Annotated in this window: 22 protein-coding genes; 10 read left to right on the top strand and 12 right to left on the bottom strand. The window is 72.8% G+C overall.

The genetic code is table 11. The features are described 5' to 3' along the window. Positions 1-93: 93 nt before the first annotated feature. The 3 genes from OG406_RS31950 to OG406_RS31940 all read right to left on the bottom strand — a co-directional run bounded on the left by OG406_RS31950 (position 94) and on the right by OG406_RS31940 (position 3,941). Positions 94-1,065: an aldo/keto reductase gene (locus OG406_RS31950; RefSeq protein WP_164371116.1), complete on the bottom strand. Its 972-nt coding sequence runs from the start codon at positions 1,063-1,065 to the stop codon at positions 94-96. A gap of 120 nt (positions 1,066-1,185) precedes the next feature. Beyond that, positions 1,186-2,619: an argininosuccinate lyase gene (gene argH, locus OG406_RS31945; RefSeq protein WP_164371115.1), complete on the bottom strand. Its 1,434-nt coding sequence runs from the start codon at positions 2,617-2,619 to the stop codon at positions 1,186-1,188. Positions 2,620-2,747: 128 nt separating this feature from the next. Further along, positions 2,748-3,941 (bottom strand): argininosuccinate synthase, encoded by a 1,194-nt coding sequence (locus OG406_RS31940; RefSeq protein WP_164371114.1) that lies wholly within the window; start codon positions 3,939-3,941, stop codon positions 2,748-2,750. Positions 3,942-4,084: 143 nt separating this feature from the next. Here OG406_RS31940 and OG406_RS31935 point away from each other — a divergent pair, with 143 nt between their 5' ends. The 5 genes from OG406_RS31935 to OG406_RS31915 all read left to right on the top strand — a co-directional run bounded on the left by OG406_RS31935 (position 4,085) and on the right by OG406_RS31915 (position 8,483). Further along, a complete protein-coding gene (locus OG406_RS31935; RefSeq protein WP_164371113.1) occupies positions 4,085-4,672 on the top strand; it encodes a pyridoxamine 5'-phosphate oxidase family protein in 588 nt (195 codons plus the stop codon). Positions 4,673-4,675: 3 nt separating this feature from the next. Then, positions 4,676-5,371, top strand: coding sequence for a L,D-transpeptidase family protein (locus OG406_RS31930; protein WP_266854484.1), 696 nt, complete (start codon positions 4,676-4,678; stop codon positions 5,369-5,371). Positions 5,372-5,526: 155 nt separating this feature from the next. Next, positions 5,527-6,864: a ferredoxin reductase family protein gene (locus tag OG406_RS31925; protein WP_266854860.1), complete on the top strand. Its 1,338-nt coding sequence runs from the start codon at positions 5,527-5,529 to the stop codon at positions 6,862-6,864. 19 nt (positions 6,865-6,883) lie between these two features. After that, complete coding sequence (locus OG406_RS31920; RefSeq protein WP_329189076.1) at positions 6,884-7,699, top strand: FMN-binding protein; 816 nt, start codon at positions 6,884-6,886, stop codon at positions 7,697-7,699. After that, on the top strand, positions 7,692-8,483 hold the full coding sequence (locus OG406_RS31915; protein ID WP_329189074.1) for an FAD:protein FMN transferase: 792 nt from the start codon (positions 7,692-7,694) through the stop codon (positions 8,481-8,483). Before OG406_RS31920 ends, OG406_RS31915 begins: the two co-directional genes overlap by 8 nt. Positions 8,484-8,573: 90 nt before the next feature. Here the strand turns inward: OG406_RS31915 and OG406_RS31910 are convergent, their stop codons facing one another. From OG406_RS31910 to OG406_RS31885, 6 genes are all read right to left on the bottom strand, one after another. Then, positions 8,574-9,110 carry an arginine repressor gene (locus OG406_RS31910; RefSeq protein ID WP_081223422.1) on the bottom strand — a complete coding sequence of 179 codons (537 nt, stop codon included), beginning with the start codon at positions 9,108-9,110 and terminating at the stop codon, positions 8,574-8,576. 23 nt (positions 9,111-9,133) lie between these two features. Next, on the bottom strand, positions 9,134-10,342 hold the full coding sequence (locus OG406_RS31905; protein WP_164371110.1) for an acetylornithine transaminase: 1,209 nt from the start codon (positions 10,340-10,342) through the stop codon (positions 9,134-9,136). Next, positions 10,339-11,253: an acetylglutamate kinase gene (gene argB, locus OG406_RS31900; RefSeq protein ID WP_164371109.1), complete on the bottom strand. Its 915-nt coding sequence runs from the start codon at positions 11,251-11,253 to the stop codon at positions 10,339-10,341. Before argB ends, OG406_RS31905 begins: the two co-directional genes overlap by 4 nt. Continuing rightward, on the bottom strand, positions 11,250-12,404 hold the full coding sequence (gene argJ, locus OG406_RS31895; protein ID WP_329189070.1) for a bifunctional glutamate N-acetyltransferase/amino-acid acetyltransferase ArgJ: 1,155 nt from the start codon (positions 12,402-12,404) through the stop codon (positions 11,250-11,252). The genes argB and argJ overlap by 4 nt, the downstream gene beginning before the upstream one ends. Beyond that, entirely contained in the window at positions 12,401-13,429 is a 1,029-nt protein-coding gene (gene argC, locus OG406_RS31890) for an N-acetyl-gamma-glutamyl-phosphate reductase (RefSeq protein WP_164371107.1), read from the bottom strand. The genes argJ and argC overlap by 4 nt, the downstream gene beginning before the upstream one ends. Positions 13,430-13,601: 172 nt before the next feature. Next, on the bottom strand, positions 13,602-13,994 hold the full coding sequence (locus OG406_RS31885; protein ID WP_081223427.1) for a DUF5997 family protein: 393 nt from the start codon (positions 13,992-13,994) through the stop codon (positions 13,602-13,604). Between the two features lie 80 nt (positions 13,995-14,074). On the opposite strand from OG406_RS31885, the gene OG406_RS31880 reads away from it, so the two are divergent. The 4 genes from OG406_RS31880 to OG406_RS31865 all read left to right on the top strand — a co-directional run bounded on the left by OG406_RS31880 (position 14,075) and on the right by OG406_RS31865 (position 16,727). Next, entirely contained in the window at positions 14,075-14,893 is an 819-nt protein-coding gene (locus OG406_RS31880; RefSeq protein WP_267050291.1) for a LysR family substrate-binding domain-containing protein, read from the top strand. Between the two features lie 365 nt (positions 14,894-15,258). Next, complete coding sequence (locus OG406_RS31875; protein WP_081223429.1) at positions 15,259-15,678, top strand: MerR family transcriptional regulator; 420 nt, start codon at positions 15,259-15,261, stop codon at positions 15,676-15,678. Beyond that, positions 15,675-16,127 (top strand): carboxymuconolactone decarboxylase family protein, encoded by a 453-nt coding sequence (locus OG406_RS31870; protein ID WP_267050293.1) that lies wholly within the window; start codon positions 15,675-15,677, stop codon positions 16,125-16,127. Before OG406_RS31875 ends, OG406_RS31870 begins: the two co-directional genes overlap by 4 nt. 84 nt (positions 16,128-16,211) lie before the next feature. Next, positions 16,212-16,727 carry a DUF6314 family protein gene (locus OG406_RS31865; RefSeq protein WP_164371104.1) on the top strand — a complete coding sequence of 172 codons (516 nt, stop codon included), beginning with the start codon at positions 16,212-16,214 and terminating at the stop codon, positions 16,725-16,727. A 17-nt stretch (positions 16,728-16,744) separates the two neighbouring features. Here OG406_RS31865 and OG406_RS31860 read toward each other — a convergent pair whose 3' ends face one another. Together OG406_RS31860 and OG406_RS31855 are read right to left on the bottom strand one after the other, a co-directional pair. Continuing rightward, the gene (locus tag OG406_RS31860) at positions 16,745-17,338 is read right to left on the bottom strand and encodes a histidine phosphatase family protein (protein WP_081223432.1); all 594 of its coding nucleotides are present in this window, start codon (positions 17,336-17,338) and stop codon (positions 16,745-16,747) included. A gap of 187 nt (positions 17,339-17,525) precedes the next feature. Further along, on the bottom strand, positions 17,526-18,962 hold the full coding sequence (locus OG406_RS31855) for an aminotransferase-like domain-containing protein (protein WP_329189065.1): 1,437 nt from the start codon (positions 18,960-18,962) through the stop codon (positions 17,526-17,528). Here OG406_RS31855 and OG406_RS31850 point away from each other — a divergent pair. Then, positions 18,961-20,091: an EamA family transporter gene (locus tag OG406_RS31850; protein ID WP_329189063.1), complete on the top strand. Its 1,131-nt coding sequence runs from the start codon at positions 18,961-18,963 to the stop codon at positions 20,089-20,091. The two genes, OG406_RS31855 and OG406_RS31850, sit on opposite strands and share 2 nt — an antisense overlap. 133 nt (positions 20,092-20,224) lie before the next feature. Here OG406_RS31850 and OG406_RS31845 read toward each other — a convergent pair whose 3' ends face one another. Then, entirely contained in the window at positions 20,225-21,484 is a 1,260-nt protein-coding gene (locus OG406_RS31845; RefSeq protein WP_267050295.1) for a glycoside hydrolase family 10 protein, read from the bottom strand. Positions 21,485-21,633 lie beyond the last annotated feature (149 nt).

The following is a 21,633-nucleotide window of genomic DNA, read 5'->3' as shown; positions in this document are numbered from 1 at the left end:
CAGTGACGTCTCATCCTGGGCACATGCGTCTCACCGGTGCCGCGTGCACGGCGGGTGAGGGGGCTCAGGACGCAGACCCCGCAGGGCGGAAGGTCAGTGCCAGGGGAGCTGCCCGCGCCGCTCCCAGTACGCGCGGGGCGCCTCCGTGAGGGCGGCGAGCCGGTGGAGCTGGTCGTCGCCGAGGTCGACGACGGCCGCGTGCAGGTTCGAGGCGAGCTGGTTGGCGGTGGCGGCGCCCGAGAGCACCACGCCGGCCCAGGGCTGCCGCAGGACGAGCGCGAGGGCGACCGCGTCGCAGCCGAGGCCCGTCTCGTCGGCGACGGCGCGCAGCGCCTCGGGCGCGTGGGGCGCGGCGAGCCGGCCGTTGGCCATGCCCTCCTTGACGATCACGGTCAGTCCGGCGTCGTGGGCCTCGGCGAGCGCGGGCCCGGCCGAGGTCTCCAGGACGTTGTACGTGGACTGGACCGTGCGGAAGAGCGGTTCGCCGTCGACGGTCACGGCGAGGGCGGCACGGATCGCGTCGGCCTGCGCGGGCCCGCTGGTGGAGAAGCCGATCGACAGTCCCCCGGCGGCCGCCTCGGCGAGCGCGGCGTGCAGTTCCTTGTCGGTGAGGGCCGGGCTGTCCGGGGTCACCGAGTGGATCTGGTAGAGGTCGAGCCGGTCGCCGAGCAGCTCGGCGGTCTCGGCGCGCTGCCGCTCGTACGTGGCGAGGCCGTGGTCCTTGACCTCGTGCGCCTCGGCGTCGGTGCGCCAGTCCGCGGTGTACGTGTAGCCCCACTTGCTGCCGACGACGACGTCGTCGACGCCGGGGCGGTCGCGCAGCCAGTCGGCGAGGAACTCCTCGGAGCGGCCGTAGGAGCGGGCCACGTCGAAGTAGCGGACGCCCTGGGCGTAGGCGGCGTCGAGGAGTTCGTGGGTGCGCTCGCGCAGGGCGTCGACACTGCGGTCGGCCGGGAGGTCCTCCTCGCGGCCGAGGTTGATGTAGCCGGGGCGGCCGACGGCGGCGAGGCCCAGACCGATGCGGGCGGTGGGCGTCGTGGCTGAGGCCAGGCGTGCGAAGGGCATCGCGGCTCCGTTTCGGTCGGCTCCTCTACGGCTCCGGACCAACGTAACCCGCGACGCCCTCCGTCGTACGGCACCCGCTCCGGGACGCGGCACCGCCGGTGCCGCGCGCCCGTGCCCGGGCTACTGCTTCCGCTTGGCCTGCGCCCAGTGCTGCTGTTCCGCCACGTCCGCCTTGATGTCGGCGAGCTGGGCGGCGACCGCGACGGGGGCCGTGCCGCCGCGGCCGTCGCGGGAGGCGAGGGCGCCGGGCACGTTCAGGACGGACCGCACCTGCGGTGTCAGGTGCGGGGAGATCTTGGCGAACTGCTCGTCGGTCAGCTCGTCGAGCTCCTTGCCGTCCGCCTCGGCGACCTTCACGCACTCGCCGGCCACCTCGTGCGCGACGCGGAACGGCACGCCCTGCTTGACCAGCCACTCGGCGATGTCGGTGGCGAGCGAGAAGCCCGCCGGGGCCAGCTCCTCCATGCGCTCGCGGTGCACGGTCAGCGTGGCCATCATGCCGGTGAAGGCGGGGAGCAGGACCTCCAGCTGGTCGCAGGAGTCGAAGACGGGCTCCTTGTCCTCCTGGAGGTCGCGGTTGTACGCGAGGGGCAGCGCCTTGAGGGTGGCCATCAGTCCCGTGAGGTTGCCGATCAGCCGGCCCGACTTGCCGCGCGCTAGCTCGGCGATGTCCGGGTTCTTCTTCTGCGGCATGATCGACGAGCCGGTGGAGAACGCGTCGTGGAGCGTGACGAAGGAGAACTCCTTCGTGTTCCAGATGATGACCTCCTCGGCGATCCGGGAGAGGTTCACGCCGATCATCGCGGTGATGAAGGCGAACTCCGCCACGAAGTCACGGGAGGCCGTGCCGTCGATGGAGTTGGCGACGCTGCCGTGCTCGAAGCCGAGGTCCTTCGCGACCGCCTGCGGGTCGAGGCCGAGGGAGGAACCGGCCAGCGCGCCGGAGCCGTAGGGCGAGACGGCGGTCCGCTCGTCCCACTGGCGCAGCCGCTCCGCGTCCCGGGAGAGGGACTGGACGTGGGCGAGGACGTGGTGGGCGAAGAGCACCGGCTGGGCGTGCTGGAGATGGGTGCGGCCGGGCATCGCCACGTCCGGGTGGGCCTCCGCGAGCCCGATGAGCGCCTCCTGGAGGTCGGCGATCAGGCCGCCGACGATCCGGGCGTGGTCGCGCAGGTACATCCGGAAGAGCGTGGCGACCTGGTCGTTGCGGGAGCGGCCGGCGCGCAGCTTGCCGCCGAGGTCCGCGCCGAGGCGCTCCAGCAGACCGCGCTCCAGGGCGGTGTGGACGTCCTCGTCGGCGATGGTCCCGACGAACGAGCCGTCGGCCACATCGGCCTCCAGCCGGTCGAGCCCCTCGGTCATGCGGGTGAGCTCGTCCTCGGTGAGCAGGCCCGCACCGTGCAGCACGCGCGCGTGGGCACGCGATCCGGCGATGTCGTACGGCGCGAGGCGCCAGTCGAAGTGGACCGACGCGGACAGCTTGGCCAGGGCCTCGGCGGGACCGTCGGCGAACCGTCCGCCCCAGAGCCGGACGTCACCGCTGTTGCTGCTCACTTGCGTTGCTCCTCGCGGGGGTTGGATGTGCCACCGCCTCCTCACGCGGGTGAGGAGGCGGCTGTCAGGCTAGTGGGTGGGGTGCCAGGAGACGGCGGACACGACCGGACCGCCGAGTCCCTCGTGCCTTACGCCAGGTCCCGCTTGGCGGCGATCTTCGACGACAGGCTGTAGATGTCGATGAAGCCCTTGGCCGCGGCCTGGTCGAAGGTGTCGCCCGTGTCGTACGTGGCGAGGTCGAAGTCGTAGAGCGACGTGTCGGAGCGCCGGCCGGTGACGACCGCGCGGCCGCCGTGCAGGGTCATCCGGATGTCGCCGTTGACGTGCTGGTTGGCCTCGGTGATGAAGCCGTCCAGGGCGCGCTTGAGCGGGGAGAACCACTGACCGTCGTAGACCAGTTCGCCCCAGCGCTGCTCGACCTGCCGCTTGTAGCGGGCGAGTTCACGCTCGACGGTGACGTTCTCCAGCTCCTGGTGGGCGGTGATCAGCGCGATCGCGCCCGGAGCCTCGTACACCTCGCGGGACTTGATGCCCACGAGCCGGTCCTCGACCATGTCGATCCGGCCGATGCCCTGGGCGCCGGCGCGCTCGTTGAGCTGCTGGATGGCCTGGAGGACGCTGACGGGCCTGCCGTCGATCGCGACCGGCACGCCTTCCTTGAAGGAGATGACGACCTCGTCGGCCTCGCGCTGCTCGGCGGGGTTCGAGGTGTACTCGTAGATGTCCTCGATCGGCGCGTTCCAGATGTCCTCCAGGAAGCCCGTCTCGACCGCGCGTCCGAAGACGTTCTGGTCGATGGAGTACGGGGACTTCTTGGTGGTGGCGATCGGGAGCTGCTTCTCCTCGCAGAAGGCGATGGCCTTGTCCCGGGTCATCGCGTAGTCGCGGACCGGGGCGATGCACTTGAGGTCCGGGGCGAGGGCGACGATGCCGGCCTCGAACCGCACCTGGTCGTTGCCCTTGCCGGTGCAGCCGTGGGCGACCGTGGTCGCGCCGTGCTTCTGCGCGGCGGCGACGAGGTGCTTGACGATCGTCGGCCGGGAGAGGGCGGAGACCAGCGGGTAGCGGTCCATGTAGAGGGCGTTGGCCTTGATCGCCGGGAGGCAGTACTCGTCGGCGAACTCGTCCTTGGCGTCCGCGACCTCGGCCTCGACGGCGCCGCACGCGAGGGCGCGCTTGCGGATGACGTCCAGGTCCTCGCCACCCTGGCCGACGTCGACCGCGACCGCGATGACCTCGGCACCCGTCTCCTCGGCGATCCAGCCGATGGCGACGGAGGTGTCCAGACCGCCCGAGTAGGCGAGTACGACGCGCTCGGTCACGGGTTTCTCCTCACAGTGCATTCGCTGACATGCATGAGTATGCAGGACTCTGCATGATTCGTCAACGGCGTCGCCCGCGATCCCGCACACGGAACGGGAAATTCCTTAGGCGAACGAAAGATTTTCCGCCATAATCGTTAGCCATGGGAAAGACCTATGAGCGCATCGACGGCCGCCTCCGCACGTTCATCGAGGCACAGCCCCTCTTCTTCACCGCCACCGCACCGCTGTCGGGGGACGGCACCGTCAACCTGTCCCCCAAGGGCCTCGCCGGCTCCTTCGTCGTGCTCGACGAGCTGACCGTCGCCTATCTGGACTTCGCGGGCAGCACCGCCGAGACCATCGCGCACCTGCGCGAGAACGGCCGCATCACCCTCATGTGGTGCGCCTTCCAGGGGCCGCCCAACATCGTGCGGGTGCACGGCCGCGGCGAACCCGTCTTCCGGGACGACCCGCGCTTCAAGGAACTCGTCGGCCGTTTCCCCGCCATCGACCCGGCGCAGCACGGCCTGCGCGCGGTCATCGTCGTCACCGCCGAGACCGTCCGCGACTCCTGCGGCTACGCCGTCCCCTTCATGGCGTACGAGGAGGACCGCGATCTGCACGGCAGGCGGTTCGCCCGGGAGGACGACGCCTCCCTGGACGCGTACTTCACCAAGAAGGAGCACATCGCGACGAGCCTGGACGGCCTTCCCGGGCTGCCGCTGCCGTTGCCCCCCAGTACGGTCTGAGCCATGCGCCTCGGAGCCGTCGCCCTCGCGTCCGCGTCCCTGCTCGCCCTGGCCCCGGGCGGGCCGCCGCCGCGCGAACTGCCCGAGCTGATGGGCGACACCGGCGGCGGCACCCAGCTGATCACCGCACAGGCCCCGCGCGGGAGCGCCACGTCGGGAACCCTCAGCTGGTGGGACCGGCGGGACGGACGCTGGGTGCGGGCGGGCTCCGCCACCGCGCGCTTCGGGGCGAACGGACTCGTCGAGGGCGGCGCGCGGCGCCAGGGCACGAACACGACGCCCACCGGCCTGTACGACCTGCCGTACGCCTTCGGGACCAGCCCCGCGCCGGGCGGGACCGCGGTGCCCTACCGCCCCGTGCGACAGGACTCGTGGTGGTGCCAGGACAACGCGTCCCGGTCGTACAACCGCTGGACCGAGCCGCGCCCCGCGGACTGCCGGGCCGCCGAGTCCGAACACCTGGTCGCCTACGAGAAGCAGTACGCGCACGCCTTCGTCATCGGGTTCAACTACGCGCGCCCGGTGCGCGGACGCGGCGCCGGGATCTTCCTGCACGTCAACGGGAGCGGGCCGACGGCCGGTTGTGTGTCCGTGCCGGCGGACACCATGCGGCGCCTGCTCACCTGGGCGGACCCGGCACGCGGCCCGCACATCGCCATCGGCACCGCGAGCGGGCCCACCGCCCTGACCCGGTACTGAAGTTCGGCGGCAGAGTCCGTGCGACGGGTGAACGCACGGGCGTCGCGGACCGTATCTCTGGGCCAGGGGGCCACTCCCCTCGCCCCGTCCCCACGGACGAACACGGAGGAACCGTGTCCACGATCGCCGGTGGCCGCGCCGCGCGGCGCCAGACCATGCGCCGCATCCGCCCACGACGCTCGCCCGCCGTCCCCCTGCTGCTCGCCGTCTGGGCGGGCGCCGCCGGGGTGATCTGGCTGTGGTGGAACAACACTCCGTCCATCGCCGACGACAACAGCAGGATCCTCAACGCGGGCCGGATCACCGGCCTGCTCGCCGGATACCTGATGGCACTCGTGGTGCTGCAGATGGCCCGGGTCCCCGCACTCGAACGCCGGGTGGGATCCGACCGCGTGGCGCGCTGGCACGCGATGACCGGCCGCTACACGATCTCCCTGGTCCTCGCCCACCTTTTCCTGACCATGTGGGGCTACGCCCTGCAGTCCGGGAAGGGGCTCGGCACGATCGTGCAGCAGACGATCGACTCGGTCGAGCAGCTCCCCGACATGGGCAAGGCGGCGATCGGCACCGGTCTGCTCGTGCTCATCGGGTTCATCTCCGTCGGCCCGGTCCGCCGGCTGATCCCGTACGACACCTGGTACCACGTCCATCTGCTGACGTACGCCGCGGTGTTCCTGACGTTCTGGCACCAGCTGTCCACCGGGAACGACTTCGCCGTCGAACCGGTCGCCAAGACCGTCTGGTACGGGCTGTACGGCTCGGTGACCGCACTCGTCCTCTGGTACCGGATCCTCTCGCCGATCCGGCTGAACCTGAAGCACCGGATGCGCGTCGAGGCGGTCATCGAGGAGACGCCCGGCATCGTGTCGGTGCTCATCAGCGGACGCAAGCTGCACCGGATGGGCGCCGAGGCCGGGCAGTTCTTCCGCTGGCGGTTCCTGGCGCCCGGGATGCGGCTCAGCTCCCACCCGTACTCGCTGTCGGCGGCGCCCCGCCCGAACATGCTGCGCATCACCGTCAAGGCGATCGGCGACCACAGTTCCGCCCTGCGCGACCTGGAGCCGGGCACCCGGGTCTGGGCCGAGGGCCCCTACGGCGCGCTGACCGCGGGCAAGCGCAGCCGCGGCAAGGTCCTCCTGGTGGCGGGCGGCGTGGGCATCACCCCGATGCGGGCCCTGTTCGAGACCCTCCCCGGCGCGTCCGGCGACATCACGCTCCTCTACCGCGCCAACAGCACCCAGGACCTGGCTCTGTGGGACGAACTGGCCTCCATCTCCAAGGAGCGCGGAGCCCGGCTGATGTACGCGGTGAACAGCCCCGAGGGCGAACGCCCGGACATCTCGGCGGACACGCTGCGCCGCAAGCTGCCGGACATCGAACGCCACGACGTCTTCATGTGCGGGCCGCCCGGTTTCGCGCAGCAGGTGTACGACGCACTGCGCGGCGCGGGGGTTCCCGCCCGCCGCATCCATCACGAGTCGTTCGAGATGTGAGCGACGGGAGTCAGGAGCGATGAAGAAGAGTCATCCCATACGGCGCACCATGCTCGCCGCCGCAGCCACCGTGTCCGGGATCGTGCTGCTGCTCTCGCTCAAACCGGCGGGCGATCCGGCCGCCGCGTCGGCGCAGGGCGGCGCGGCACCCCAGCAGACGGCGGCCGGGCAGGAGTCGCCGCAGGGCGGCAGCGCTCAGCAGACCGGCACGCGGACCGTCACCGGCGACGTGGTGAAGACCGAGTACGGCCCGGTCCAGGTCCGGCTGTCGCTGAGCGACGGCAGGATCGTCAAGGCCGACGCGGTCCAGGCCCCGCAGGGCGGGACCAGCGACCAGAAGACCGCCCTGGCCGTTCCCCGGCTCAACAAGGCGGCCGTCGCCGCGCAGAGCGCCGACATCGACGCCGTGTCGGGGGCGACCTACACCTCGGGCGGCTACAAGAAGTCCCTCCAGTCGGCGCTGGACAAGGCCAAGGCGACCGGCGGCGGTTCGGATTCCGCAGGAGCGTCGGGGACGTCCGCCTCGCCGAAGGCGCCGGCCGCCAAGGCGCCCGCCGCGCAGACCCGCGTCATCACCGGAGACGTCGCGCGGACCGAGTACGGCCCGGTCCAGGTCCGCCTCGTGCTCGCCGGGACGAAGATCACGAAGGCGGAGACGGTGCAGGCGCCGAGCGGCGGGCGCAGCACGCAGGTCACCGCCGACGCCGTGCCGAAGCTGAACCAGGAGGCCGTCGCGGCCGGCAGTGCCGACATCGACGCCGTCTCGGGGGCGACCTACACCTCCGGCGGCTACAAGAAGTCCCTCCAGTCGGCGCTGGACAAGGCCGGTGGCTGAGCCGGCCGAGGAGGCACCGCCCGCTCTGCGGCACGCCGAGGAGGTCATGGGCACGGTGTTCTCCTTCGACGTGCGCGGCGGGGACCCGGACACGGTCCGGGCCGCACTGGAGGAGGCCGTCGCCCAACTGCACCGGGTGGACGCGGTGTTCAGCACCTACCGGGACGACAGCCAGATCTCGCGCCTGGCGCGCGGGGAGCTGACCGTCGAGGAGTGCGACGAGGAGGTCGCCGAGGTGCTCGGCCTGGGCGCCGAGGCGCAGCGGATCAGCGACGGCTGGTTCAGCACCCGGTACGGGGGCCGGCTGGACCCGACGGGGATCGTCAAGGGCTGGGCGGCCGAACGCGCGGCCCTGCGGCTCGCCGAGGCCGGGGCGAGCGGGGTGAGCGTCAACGGCGGCGGTGACGTCCAGTTGTGCGGTGTCCCGGGGGCGCACCGGCCGTGGCGGATCGGTGTGTCGGACCCGCTCCGCCCGGGTGCGCTGGCCGCGGTCGTCTCCGCGGCCGGGGCCGACGAGCTGGCCGTGGCGACCTCCGGAACGGCCGAGCGCGGCGCGCACATCGTGGACCCCCGCACCGGCAGGCCCGCGGTCACCGACCTGCTGGCCGTGACGGTGGTGGGCCCCCGTCTGACCTGGGTGGACGCCTGGGCGACCGCCGCTTTCGCGATGGGATCGCGGGCGGGTCTGGACTGGCTGGAGTCCCTGCCGGACGTGGAGGGCCTGCTGGTCACGGCGGGCGACGAGGTCCGGTGCACGGACGGGCTGGCCCGGCGCCTGGGGTGACCGAGGGACCCACGCGCGCGGAGGCGCGCCCCGCTGTGGGGCGCGCCTCCGCGTGCGTGTCCGTGCCGGCCGGCCGGTCCCGCGCCTGCCTCAGTGGGCGTTCTGCGCGAGCCTCAGCAGGTGGTCGGCGAGCGCCTGGCCACCGGTCGGGCCCCGGCTGATCAGCAGCAGCGTGTCGTCCCCGGCGATCGTGCCGAGGATGTCGTGCAGTTCGGCCTGGTCGATCGCCGAGGCGAGGAACTGCGCGGCCCCCGGCGGGGTGCGCAGGACCACGAGATTCGCGGAGGCCTCCGCGGAGATCAGCAGCTCCGAGGAGAGCCGCCGCATCCGCTCCTCCTTCGCCGACTCCCCGAGCGGCGCGCGGGGCGTGCGGAAACCGCCCTCGCTCGGCACCGCGTAGATGAGGTCGCCGTCGTTGTTGCGGATCTTCACCGCGTTCAGCTCGTCGAGGTCCCGGGAGAGCGTCGCCTGCGTGACGTTCAGCCCGTCGTCGGCGAGGAGCTTCGCCAACTGGCTCTGCGAGCGCACCGGCTGCCGGTTGAGGATGTCCACGATCCGGCGGTGGCGTGCGGTGCGGGTCTGCGGCACGGCAGGCCCTGCTGGCTCGTGGTCCTGCGCCTGGCTCATCGTCGTCGTCCCATTTCCCGGGATCATCCGTCCCCGTTGGCTGCGTCGAGGATGCCGGGAAGCGCCTGGAGGAACGCGTCCACCTCGTCATCGCCCAGGTTCAGCGGCGGCATCAGCCGTACGACATCGGGGGCGGGCGCGTTCACCAGGAAACCGGCGTCCTGAGCCGCCTGCTGCACCTGGGGCGCGAGCGGCTCGGTGAGCACGATACCCAGGAGCAGGCCCGCACCCCGGACATGGTCGACGAGCGGGTGGCGGGCTCCGCCGTCGGCGCCCTCGATTCCGTCGCGCAGCTTCTCGCCGGCGCGCTTCACGTTCTCCAGCAGGCCCTCGGACTCGATCGTGTCGAGGACGGCGAGTCCGGCGGCGCAGACGACCGGGTTGCCGCCGAAGGTCGTGCCGTGGTGACCGGGCTTCAGCAGGGTGGCGGCACGGCCGAACGCGACGGTGGCGCCGAGCGGGAGTCCGCCGCCGAGGCCCTTGGCGAGCGTGACGATGTCGGGCAGGACACCTTCGTGGGCCTGGTACTCGAACCAGTGGCCGGTGCGGCCGATGCCGGTCTGCACCTCGTCCAGCACGAGCAGCGCGCCGTTGGCCGCCGTGATCGCGCGGGCCGCCTTCAGATAGCCGGGGGGCGGCACGACCACGCCGTTCTCGCCCTGGATGGGCTCGATGATCACCAGGGCGGTGTCCGGGGTGACCGCTTCGGCGAGGGCCTGCGGGTCGCCGTAGGGGACGTGCGTGACGTCGCCGGGCAGCGGCAGGAAGGGCTCCTGCTTGCCGGGCTGGCCGGTGAGGGCGAGGGCGCCCATGGTGCGGCCGTGGAAGCCGCCGGTGGTGGCGACCATGTGGGTCCGGCCGGTGAGCCGGCCGATCTTGAAGGCACCCTCGTTGGCCTCGGCCCCGGAGTTGCAGAAGTACACCCGGCCGTCGCGGCCGAAGAGCTGGAGCAGCCGTTCGGCGAGCGTGACGGGCGGTTCGGCGACGAACAGGTTGGAGACGTGGCCGAGTTCGGCGATCTGCCGGCTGACGGCCTCGACGATCGCGGGGTGGCCGTGGCCGAGCGCGTTGACCGCGATGCCGCCGACGAAGTCGAGGTACTGCGTGCCGTCGGCGTCCCACAGCTTCGTGCCGGCACCGCGGACGAGCGGCAGGCGCGGGGTGCCGTAGTTGTCCATCAGTGAGCCCTGCCACCGCTCGGTGAGCTCTGCGTTCGTGGCGCTGCCGGTCATGCTGCGTCCCCCGCTTCCTCGTCGTCCGGCACGACCATCGTGCCGATGCCCTCGTCGGTGAAGATCTCCAGCAGGATCGAGTGCTGGACCCGGCCGTCGATGACCCGGGCGGTCGTCACGCCGTTGCGTACGGCGTGCAGACAGCCCTCCATCTTCGGCACCATGCCGCTGGCCAGCTCGGGAAGGAGTTTCTCCAGCTGGGAAGCGGTGAGGCGGCTGATCACCTCGTCGCTGTCGGGCCAGTCCTCGTAGAGGCCCTCGACGTCCGTGAGGACCATGAGGGTCTCGGCCCCCAGTGCAGCAGCGAGTGCCGCAGCCGCCGTATCAGCATTGACGTTGTAGACATGTCCGTCGTCCTGGCTCCGGGCGATCGAGGAGACGACCGGGATGCGGCCGTCGGCGAGCAGCGCCTCGATCGCGCCGGTGTCGATCGCGGTGATCTCGCCCACCCGCCCGATGTCGACCGACTGGCCGTCGATCGTGGGCCGGTGCTTGGTTGCGGTGATGGTGTGCGCGTCCTCGCCGGTGATGCCGACGGCGAGCGGTCCGTGTTCGTTGAGCAGGCCGACCAGCTCGCGCTGGACCTGCCCGGCGAGCACCATGCGGACGACGTCCATCGCGTCCTCGGTGGTGACGCGCAGGCCGGCCTTGAACTCGCTGACGATGCCGTGCCGGTCGAGGGCGGCGCTGATCTGCGGGCCGCCGCCGTGCACGACGACGGGCTTGAGGCCCGCGTGGTGCAGGAAGACGATGTCCTGCGCGAAGGCGGCCTTGAGGTCGGCGTCGATCATGGCGTTGCCGCCGAACTTGACGACGACGGTCTTGCCCCGGTGCCGGGTCAGCCACGGCAGCGCCTCGATGAGGATCTGCGCCTTGGGCAGAGCGGTGTGTTTGCGGGTCACATTGCTCATGAGGAGTACGCGCTGTTCTCGTGGACGTAGTCGGCGGTGAGGTCGTTGGTCCAGATCGTGGCCGTGGCGTCGCCCGCGGCGAGGTCGGCGACGACGTGGACCTCGCGGTAGCGCATGTCGACGCGGTCGCGGTCCTCGCCGACACCGCCGTTCTTGCAGACCCAGACGCCGTTGATGGCGACGTTCAGCCGGTCCGGCTCGAAGGCGGCCTTCGTGGTGCCGATCGCGGACAGCACCCGCCCCCAGTTGGGGTCCTCGCCGTGGAGGGCGCACTTGAGGAGGTTGTTGCGGGCGATGGAGCGGCCCACCTCGACGGCGTCGTCCTCGGTCGCGGCACCCACGACCTCGATCCTGATGTCCTTGGTCGCGCCCTCGGCGTCGCGGATGAGCTGCTGTCCGAGGTCGTCGCAGACCTCGCGTACGGCCTCGGCGAACTCCGCGTGCTCGGGGGTGACCGCACTGGCTCCGGAGGCCAGCAGCAGCACGGTGTCGTTGGTCGACATGCAGCCGTCGGAGTCGACGCGGTCGAAGGTCGTGCGGGTGGCGTCGCGCAGGGCCCGGTCGAGGGACTCGGCGGGCACGTCCGCGTCGGTGGTGATCATGACGAGCATGGTGGCGAGGCCCGGCGCGAGCATGCCGGCGCCCTTGGCCATGCCGCCGACGGTCCAGCCGGCCCGCGTCGCGACGGACGTCTTGTGCACGGTGTCCGTGGTCTTGATGGCGATGGCGGCCTTCTCACCGCCGTGCGGGCTGAGCGCGGCGACCGCCTGGTCGACGCCGGGGAGCAGCCGGTCCATGGGCAGCAGGACACCGATGAGGCCGGTCGAGCACACGGCGACGCTCCCGGCGCCGGTGTCACCGAGGGCCTCGGCGACCTTCTCGGCGGTGGCGTGGGTGTCCTGGAAGCCCTTCGGCCCCGTACAGGCGTTGGCACCGCCGGAGTTGAGGACGACGGCGGTCACCTCGCCGGACCTGAGCACCTGCTCCGACCAGAGGACCGGGGCGGCCTTGACGCGGTTGGAGGTGAAGACGCCCGCGGCGGCGCGGCGCGGCCCGGTGTTGACCACGAGGGCCAGGTCCGGGTTGCCGTTCTCCTTGATTCCGGCGGCGATTCCCGCCGCCGTGAATCCCTGTGCTGCCGTGACACTCACGGTGCGACTCCGATCGTGGAAAGCCCCAGCTCCTCGGGCAGGCCGAGCGCGAGGTTCATGCTCTGGACGGCACCGCCGGCGGTGCCCTTGGTCAGGTTGTCGATGGCGCTGACCGCGATGATGCGGTGCGCGGCGGCGTCGTACGCGACCTGGACCTGAACGGCGTTGGAACCGTAGACGGACGCGGTGGCGGGCCACTGTCCCTCGGGGAGCAGGTGGACGAACGGCTCGTCGGCGAAGGCCTTCTCGTAGGCGGCGCGCACGGCGTCGGCGGTGACCCCGGGCTTCGCCTTGGCGCTGCACGTCGCGAGGATGCCGCGGGGCATCGGCGCGAGCGTGGGCGTGAAGGAGACGGTGACGGCCTCCCCGGCGGCGGCGCTCAGGTTCTGGATCATCTCGGGGGTGTGCCGGTGGACGCCTCCGACGCCGTACGGGGTCATCGACCCCATGACCTCGCTGCCGAGGAGGTGCGCCTTGGGCGACTTGCCGGCTCCCGAGGTGCCGGAGGCGGCGACGATCACGGCCTCGTTCTCCGCGAGTCCGTCCGTGTACGCCGGGAAGAGGGCCAGGGAGGCGGCCGTCGGGTAGCAACCGGGCACCGCGATGCGCTTGGACCCCTCCAGCGCGGCGCGGGCACCCGGCAGTTCGGGGAGGCCGTAGGGCCAGGTCCCGGCGTGCGGGGAGGCGTAGAACCGCTCCCAGTCGGCCGGGTTCCTCAGCCGGAAGTCGGCGCCCATGTCGACGACGAGGACGTCGGGGCCGAGCTGCTCGGCGACGGCGGCGGACTGCCCGTGGGGCAGCGCGAGGAACACCACGTCGTGGCCGGCGAGGACCTCGGGGGTGGTCTCCGCGAGGACGCGGCCGGCGAGCGGCAGCAGGTGCGGCTGGAGCTCCCCGAGCCGGCGGCCCGCGTTGGAGCTGCCGGTCAGGGCGCCGATCTCGATCTCGGGGTGTGTCAGGAGCAGACGCAGCAGTTCCCCGCCCGCGTATCCACTCGCTCCTGCCACTGCCGCGCGTACCGTCATGGAACCCTCCTCCTAGATGGCATGACTATACGTTTCCATGCACGTTTATGCAATCCTGGTGCGATCAATGACCGGCATACGACGACCGCCCCCCAGCCGTCAACGGCTGGGGGGCGGTCGTCGTCCGGGGCTCGACCGCCCCTCGAGGGCGGCCGGACCGGTCGGGCACGGGTCAGGAGCGCTTGGCGGCCTGCTCGGCGTGCTTCTCCTTGATGCGGGCGGCTTCCTTGCGGACCTCGGCCTGGGTGGCGCGCTCACGGCGCAGCCACTCGGGGTCCTCGTCCCTGAGCGCGTCGATCTGCTCGGTGGTGAGTGCCTCGCTGACGCCGCCGCGGGCGAGACCCGCGATGGAGACGCCGAGGCGGGACGCCACGACCGGCCGCGGGTGCGGACCGTTGCGGCGCAGCTCCTGGAGCCACTCGGGCGGGTCGGCCTGCAGGGCGTTCAGCTCGGCACGGGAGACGACACCCTCCTGGAACTCGGCGGGGGTGGCCTCGAGGTACACACCCAGCTTCTTGGCCGCCGTGGCGGGCTTCATCGTCTGGGTGGTCTGGTGCGAACTCATGGGTCCAGGGTATCGAGCGCGCGAGCGACCGCCGACCATCGCAGGTGAGGCCGCCGGGCCACGCCGGGTAACCTGGCCGGGTGACCGGCTCCGACGCATCCCCTTCCTTCAGGCTCGCCTACGTTCCGGGGGTGACGCCGTCGAAGTGGGTGCGGATCTGGCACGAGCGGCTGCCCGACGTACCCTTGTCCCTCGTCCCGGCCTCCCCCGACGAGATCTACGGGCTGCTGCGCGCCGGCGACGTCGACGCGGGCTTCGTCCGGCTCCCCGTCGACCAGGACGACCTGAGCGCGATCCCGCTCTACACCGAGACGACGGTGGTCGTGGTCCCCAAGGACCACATCGTCGCCGCGGTCGAGCAGATCTCCCCCGGGGACCTCGACGACGACATCGTGCTGCACCCCCTCGACGACGCGCTGGACTGGGAGAAGCTGCCGGGCAGGCCCGCGCTGGAGCGGCCCGCGACCACCGCGGACGCGGTCGAGCTGGTCGCCGCGGGCATCGGCGTCGTGCTGGTCCCGCAGTCCCTCGCGCGGCTCCACCACCGCAAGGACCTCACCTACCGCACGGTCACGGACACCCCTGAGTCCCGCGTCGCACTGGCCTGGCCCGAGGACCGGACCACGGATCTGGTCGAGGACTTCATCGGCATCGTGCGCGGCCGGACGGTCAACAGCACGCGCGGACGCGCTCCGGCGCCGGCCGCCGATCAGCAGAAGTCCAAGAGCGGCGCCAAGTCCACGCCCCGCAAGGGCGACGCGGGGGGCGGCGCGCGGCGCAAGCCCGCCGCCGGGAAGGCGGGCGGCAGGACCGCGGGCAAGAACCCCCGCGGCGGTGGCGGCGCGAAGGGCGGCCCCAAGGGCGGCGCGAAGCGCGGCAAGCCGCGCCGCAACGGCTGATCCCGCGCCGCACCGGCCCGCCCGGTCACGGGCGTCCGCCGCCGCGTCCGGCAGGACCCGGACCGTCCAACGGTCCGCGCACAACGGCCGTCCCGACGACAGCGGTCCCCGCTCCAGTCGCGCCCCGACCGGCCGGCCCGTCGACTGCCGCCGGTTGACCCACACCCCTCGCCACGGACGGTGACGCGGACCGTCCCTCCTACGAGGCGCCGGCACGTCGGCCTGCCGACGCACCCTCCCGCGTCGGGCGCGACAGGGCGCCACCCCAGGTGCCCACGCGCGGCCGACCCCACCGAACCCTCATTCTCCAGACGTTCGCGATCAGCCCTTGACCTGGAGCGCGCTCCAGGTTCTACGGTCTTCTCATGACCAGCGGACAGCCCCTCCCGCGAGCGGCGGAACCCACTCTCACGATCGCCCAGGTCGTCGAGCGCACCGGCCTCTCGCACGACACGCTGCGGTACTACGAGAAGGCCGGCCTCATCGAACGGGTCGGCCGGACCACCGGCAACCAGCGGCGCTACGCGGCGGCGGACCTCGCCTGGCTGGAGTTCCTGATCCGGCTGCGCGGGACGGGCATGTCGATCGCGGACATGCAGACGTTCGCCGAGCTGCGCTCGCGGGGGGACGGCTCGGTCCCCGACCGGCTGGCGATGCTCCGCGAGCATCGCGCCGACCTCGCGGACCGGATGCGCGCCCTGCGCCGGAACGCGGCCGCGCTCGACGACAAGATCCGCCACTACGAACGGCTCCTCGACGGGCCGGGATCGGACGACCTCTCATGAGCGACACGACGAAGAACCCCGCCTCCACCACGCGCGAGGAGCGGTTCGAGCACGGCCTGAAGATCCTGGACCAGGTCGACGGCGAGGCCGGCCACCGGGTCGTCGACGCACTGTCCGACATCAACCCCGAACTGGGGCACCAGATCATCGCCTGGGCCTTCGGGGACATCTACGACCGGCCCGGACTCGCCGCGCGCGACCGGCAGTTGGTGACCCTCGGCATGCTCACCGCGCTCGGCGGCTGCGAGACCCAGCTGGAGGTGCACGTCAACGCGTCGCTGAACGTCGGCCTGTCCCCGGACCAGATCGTCGAGGCGCTCCTGCACTCGGCCGTCTACTGCGGCATCCCGAAGGCGATGAACGCGAGCCTGGTCGCGAAGAAGGTCTTCGGCGAGCGCGGGCTGCTCCCGGTCGGCGGGCGGGCCGAAACCGGCACCGCCGCCGCCTGAGCCGCGGGGCGAAGGCAGGATGGGGGACGGCAGAAGCGCGCCGACGGGGCGCGCTGCGGCGCACGGGACGGAGAGCGGGACGGTATGGGCGAGTTCTGGCCGGTGCGGGACGCGCTGGCGTATCTGGCCGGGAACTGGCAGGTGCGGCGCACGGTCCGGGACCTCGCGGGAGACGGCGAGGGACGGTTCACCGGTGCCACGCACTTCGGGCCCCTCCAGGACGGCGACGTGCGGCTTTCCGAAGCGGAGCCGTCGTCTCCGGAGAGCGGGGGGCCGCTCCGGGGCCGCGGACTGCTGCATCACGAGACCGGCACGTTCGTGTGGCAGGGCGTCGCCCGGCCCGCCGAGCGGACCCTGCGGTTCCTGCCGGGCGCGGAACCGGGCACCGCTCTCGTACGGTTCTCCGACGGCCGTCCGTTCCACGACCTGGACCTCGCGACCGGGCGGTACGTCGCCGACCATCCCTGCTCGGCGGACCTGTACCGCGGGGAGTTCACGGTCGGGGACGAGGACCACTGGCGGACCGTGTGGCGCGTCCGGGGGCCGGCGAAGGATCTCGTGCTCACCACCGACTACACACGCGACCGCACCGCCCCGTAAGGCCGACGGAACAGGCTCTAGGTGCGCGTGGGCTGGGTGGAGGAGCCGTCGAAGCGCAGGCTCCAGCGGCCCGCCCGGCCCGTCACGGAGATCGCCGACAGCGGCCGGACGTCGATGTTCCAGTAGGTCGAGGGCGGCGCCTTCAGGGCGTAGACCAGCGCGGCGCGCACCACGGCCGGTTCGGCGACCGCGACGATGCTGCCCCCGTCGTCGGCGGGACGGGTGTCGAGCCAGGAACCGACCCGGCCGATGAAGGACAGCAGGGACTCCCCGCCGTGGGGCGTCGAGCGCGGGTCGGCCAGCCAGGCGTCCACCGCCTCGGGCTCACGGGCCATCGCCTCCCCCAGCGTGAAACCCCGCCACCGGCCCATGTCGCAGTCGCGCAGGGCGAGCTGGACCAGGGGCGCGTAGCCGAGCGCGTCACCGGTCGCCCTGCTGCGGGGGGTCGGCGAGCAGTAGCGCAACTCGGCCGCCGCCAGGGGTGTCAGCTCGTTGGCGGCCCGCAGCACTTCTTCCCAGCCGGCCTGGTCCAGCGGCCGGTCGTCCTCGAAGCGTTCCGCCAGCAGCGAGGAGCTGCGCGCGGCGGCGACGAACGTGACCCGAAGATGCATGGCCAGATGGTGGAACGCGGGACTCCGCAGGTCAATAGGGGTTACTCAGGGTGTCCGAAAGTTCACCGGACCTCCCCGCCGCAGCCTGTGGGCCCGCTGTCCGCGGGCTCGGGGACCCGGTCCGGAGGGGGCGGGCCCGCCGGGTCCGGGCCGGGCCGCGCAGGTAGGAGGGCGGTCCGGGCAGGGCTCAGGTCCGGACCTCGTCGTACGCCGTCCTCAGCCGGCGCACCCCTTCCGCGATCTCCTCCGTTCCGGCCACCGCCGCGAAGCTCAACCGGAGGTGCGCGGCGGGGGGTTCGGCGCTGAAGTAGGGGCGGCCGGGAGCGACGGCCACGTCGGCCCGGAGTGCGGCGGCGACCAGCGCGGACTCGTCGGTACCGTCGGGCAGCCGGACCCACAGGTGGTAGCCGCCGAACGGGACGTGGGGCAGGGCGAGTTCGGGCAGGCGCAGGCGCAGCGCGGCGGTCATGGCGTCGCGTCGCGCCTTCAACTCGGCCGAAACGGTGCGCAGATGGCGCGGCCAGGCGGGCGAACCGACGAGTTCGAGCGCGGCTTCCTGGAGCGGGCGGGGCACGAAGAAGGTGTCGACGACCTGGATGGCGCGGAGCCGTTCGAGCACCGGGCCGCGTGCGGCCAGCGCGCTCACCCGGAAGCTCGGGGAGGTCGCCTTGGTCAGGGAACCCACGTGCACGACGACACCGTCCTGGTCCTCGGCGGCGAGCGGACGTGGCAGCGGGCCCGCGTCCGTGTGCACCAGCCGGCGGACGAAGTCGTCCTCGATCACGAAGGCTCCGGCGTCCCGGGCGATGCGCAGCACCTCGCCGCGGCGCGCGGGGGCGAGCACGGCGCCGGTCGGGTTCTGGAACAACGGCTGGCAGACGAAGACCCGGGCCCCGGTGGCCCGGAAGGCGTCGGCGAGCAGCTCGGGTTTCACCCCGTCGGAATCCACCGGCACCGGCACGGGACGCAGGCCCGCGGCCCGCGCGATCGCCAGCATGCCCGGATACGTGGGTGACTCGACCAGGACGGGGGCGCCGGGCGGCGCGAGCGCGCGCAGCGCGGTCGTCAGGCCGGACTGGCCGCCCGCCGTGACGAGCACCTCGGCCGCGCCGACCGCTCCGCCGATCCCCCGCGCGAACCACTCGCGCAGTTCCGGCAGTCCCTCCATGGGCGGCCGGGACCACGCGCCGGGGCGCCGTCCCGCCCGGGAGAGGGCGGCGCCCATGGCCCGCTCGGGCTGGAGCGAGGGGTGGAGGTAGCCGCCGTTGAACTCGACGACACCGGGCGGCGGGGCGGCCAGCGAGGCGAGGACGCCGGACGCGTCGACGGTGCGGGGGACGGGTTCCGCGGCGGCGTCCGCGCTGAGCGTCACCTCCTGCCAGGAGGTGTCCCCACCGGGGCGGGCGGTGGTCCGGTGCTCCGCGCGGAAGGCGCCCGCTCCGGGCCGGGTGACCACGAGCCCCTCGGCGGCCAGCTGGGCGAGCGCCCGGGTCACGGTCACCGGGCTCACACGGTAGCGGTCAACGAGCGCTCGGCTCGACGGCAGCTTTCCTCCGGGTGAGTAGCGGTTCAGTTCCTGTCGCAGCCTGTTCGCCAGATCTCCTACGCTGCTACGCTCTTGCATGAGAGCAGAGAGTAGCGCTATCGAGGCCGGCGGGATAGCGGTCAGCGGCGACACCGGGCCGGGGGCGACAGCGACGGCCCCGGGATCCACCTCCGTCGCGGGTGCACACCGGCACCGGGGCGGGACGCCCGCCGAAGCAGCGCATGCGCCGGCCGACGGGACCACCGACGCCGCACCGTGCAGGCAAGGGACCAGTTCCGCAAACGTCGGACACGGAGCCGAGGGCGCCGGGCCCGGCTCAGGAGCCCGCGCGTCGGGCCCCTCCCGGACGGACCGCCGCGCCGGCACCCTGCAGGCGGCCCTCGGCGTCACCGCTTTCTCCCTCACCTTCCCCGCCACGGCCTGGGGCCTGGAGGGCTTCGGCCCCTGGTCGCTGGTGGCCGTGCGCTGCGTCCTCGCCGCGGTCATCGCCGGCGGCGCTCTCCTCGCGCTGCGGGTACCCGTCCCGGCACGTCGGCATCTGGCGGGTCTGGCCGTCGTCGCCGCCGGTGTCGTCGTCGGCTTCCCGCTGCTGACGACGCTCGCGCTGCGGACCTCGACCACCGCGCACGCGGCGGTGGTCGTCGGACTGCTGCCGCTGACGACGGCGCTCTTCTCGGCGCTGCGCACCGGCGCCCGCCCGTCCCGGATGTTCTGGCTGGCGGCCTGCACGGGCGCGGCCGCCGTCATCGCGTTCACCGTGCAGCAGAGCGGAGGGGCCCTGACCGGGGCGGACGCCTATCTATTCTGCGCCCTGCTGATCTGCGCGGCGGGCTACACGGAGGGGGGCAGGCTCGCCCGGCTGATGCCGGGCTGGCAGGTCATCGGCTGGGCCCTCGTCCTGTGTCTGCCGCTGAGCGTCCCGGGCGCGCTGATCGCGCTGTCGTACGAGCCGGTGCACCTCACCGCGCACAGCGTGACCGGGGTGCTCTGGGTCGCGGCCGGTTCGCAGTTCCTCGGCCTGGTCGTCTGGTACCGGGGGATGGCGGCGATCGGCGTCCCCAAGGCGAGCCAGCTGCAGCTCGCCCAGCCGCTGCTGACGTTGGTGTGGTCCGTGCTGCTGCTGGGCGAGCGGCTGACACCCGCGGCTCCGCTGACGGCGGCCGCCGTCCTCGTCTGCATCGCGCTCACCCAGCGGGCGCGCGGCTGACCGGCGGGGAGCAGCAGCCGGGGCGGCGCCGGCCGGGGTCAGCGTCGACGGCCGACCCGGGAGGCGGGGGCAGCGCGGACGGCCGACCGGTCGCGGCCAAGGTCGGCGTCCGACGGCCGACGGGGTGTCAGGGTCAGCGCGGGTCCCCCGCCCTCCGGTCCGTGGGGGTCTCCTGCCCGTAGTGGTCGGCGACCACCCGGGCGAGCGCGCCGACGCGGTCCTCGGCGACCTCCGTCGCCGAGAAGAAGACGTGCCCGCCCACCTCGGGGTATCCGGCGGCGAGGGTGAGATGGCGGGACAGCTCGGCCGGGTCCTGCCAGCGCGGGGGCTGCCCGGGGGCACCCGCCTTGTACAGCGCCTCCCCGACGTACAACCGCACCCCGCTGCCCCGGGCGACCCGCGCCCACCAGGGCAGCAGCTCGGCGTAGTCGGCGGCGTCGAACCCGATGTGCCAGTACAACTGCGGGCAGACGTAGTCGATCCAGTGTTCCCGGACCCACTTGCGGGTGTCGGCGTACAGGTCGTCGTACGTCTGGACGCCTGCCCGGGTCCGGGAGCCGAGCGGGTCGGTCGCGGCGTTGCGCCAGACCCCGAAGGGGCTGATCCCGAAGCGGACTCCGGGACGGGTCCGCCGGATGCCCGCCGCCATCTCCAGCACGAGCCTGTCGATGTTGTGGCGCCGCCAGGCAGCCCTGTCCGGGAAGTCGGCGCCGTGCTCCGCGTAGGCGGCGGCGTCGTCGAACTCCTCGCCGGCCACCGGATAGGGATAGAAGTAGTCGTCCCAGTGCACCCCGTCGACCGCGTACCGGCCGACCGCGTCGAGCATCGCCGCCCGGACGAACTCCCGCACCTGCGGCAGCCCGGGGTTGTAGTAGAGCTTCCCGCCGTACGGGACGATCCAGTCCGGGTGGACGCGGGCCGGGTGGGTCGCCGCGAGCTGCTCCGGATCCGCCTGCCCGGCGACGCGGTACGGGTTGAACCAGGCGTGCAGTTCGAGACCGCGCGCGTGGGCCTCCCGTACGGCGGTGCCCAGCGGGTCCCAGCCGGGATCCCGGCCCTGGACCCCGGTCAGATACTGCGACCAGGGCTCGTACGGCGAGGGCCACAACGCGTCGGCGGACGGGCGGACCTGGAAGAACACGGTGTTCAGCCGCCGCCGGACCGCCGTGTCGAGATGGGCGAGGAGTTCGGCGCGCTGTTCCGCGGCGTCGAGTCCGGCGCGCGAGGGCCAGTCGCGGTGGGAGGCGGTCGCGAGCCACATGCCGCGTACGACGCGGGGCGCCCGCCTGCCGCGGGGCGGGACCGGATCGGCCGCCGCGTCCCCCGCCGTACCGAGTCCCGTGAGCGTGGCCAGCGCCGCCGCCGCGAACGCCCGGCGTGGCAGTCGCCCCATCGCCGTACCCCCTACGCAGTGGATCCGCCCGGTCACGGATCGTCCCGCCGCCCAGCATGCACGACCCCCGCGATCGATCATCGATACTTGGCGGTAACGTGCACGTTCGGAGCAGGCGCCGAACAACGGAGATCCTGCCGAGCCGTGCG

Source organism: Streptomyces sp. NBC_01428 (genome assembly GCF_036231965.1).
Lineage (GTDB): Bacteria > Actinomycetota > Actinomycetes > Streptomycetales > Streptomycetaceae > Streptomyces.
Note: the sequence above shows the minus strand (reverse complement) of the source record. Positions and strands in the feature narration are given on the sequence as shown.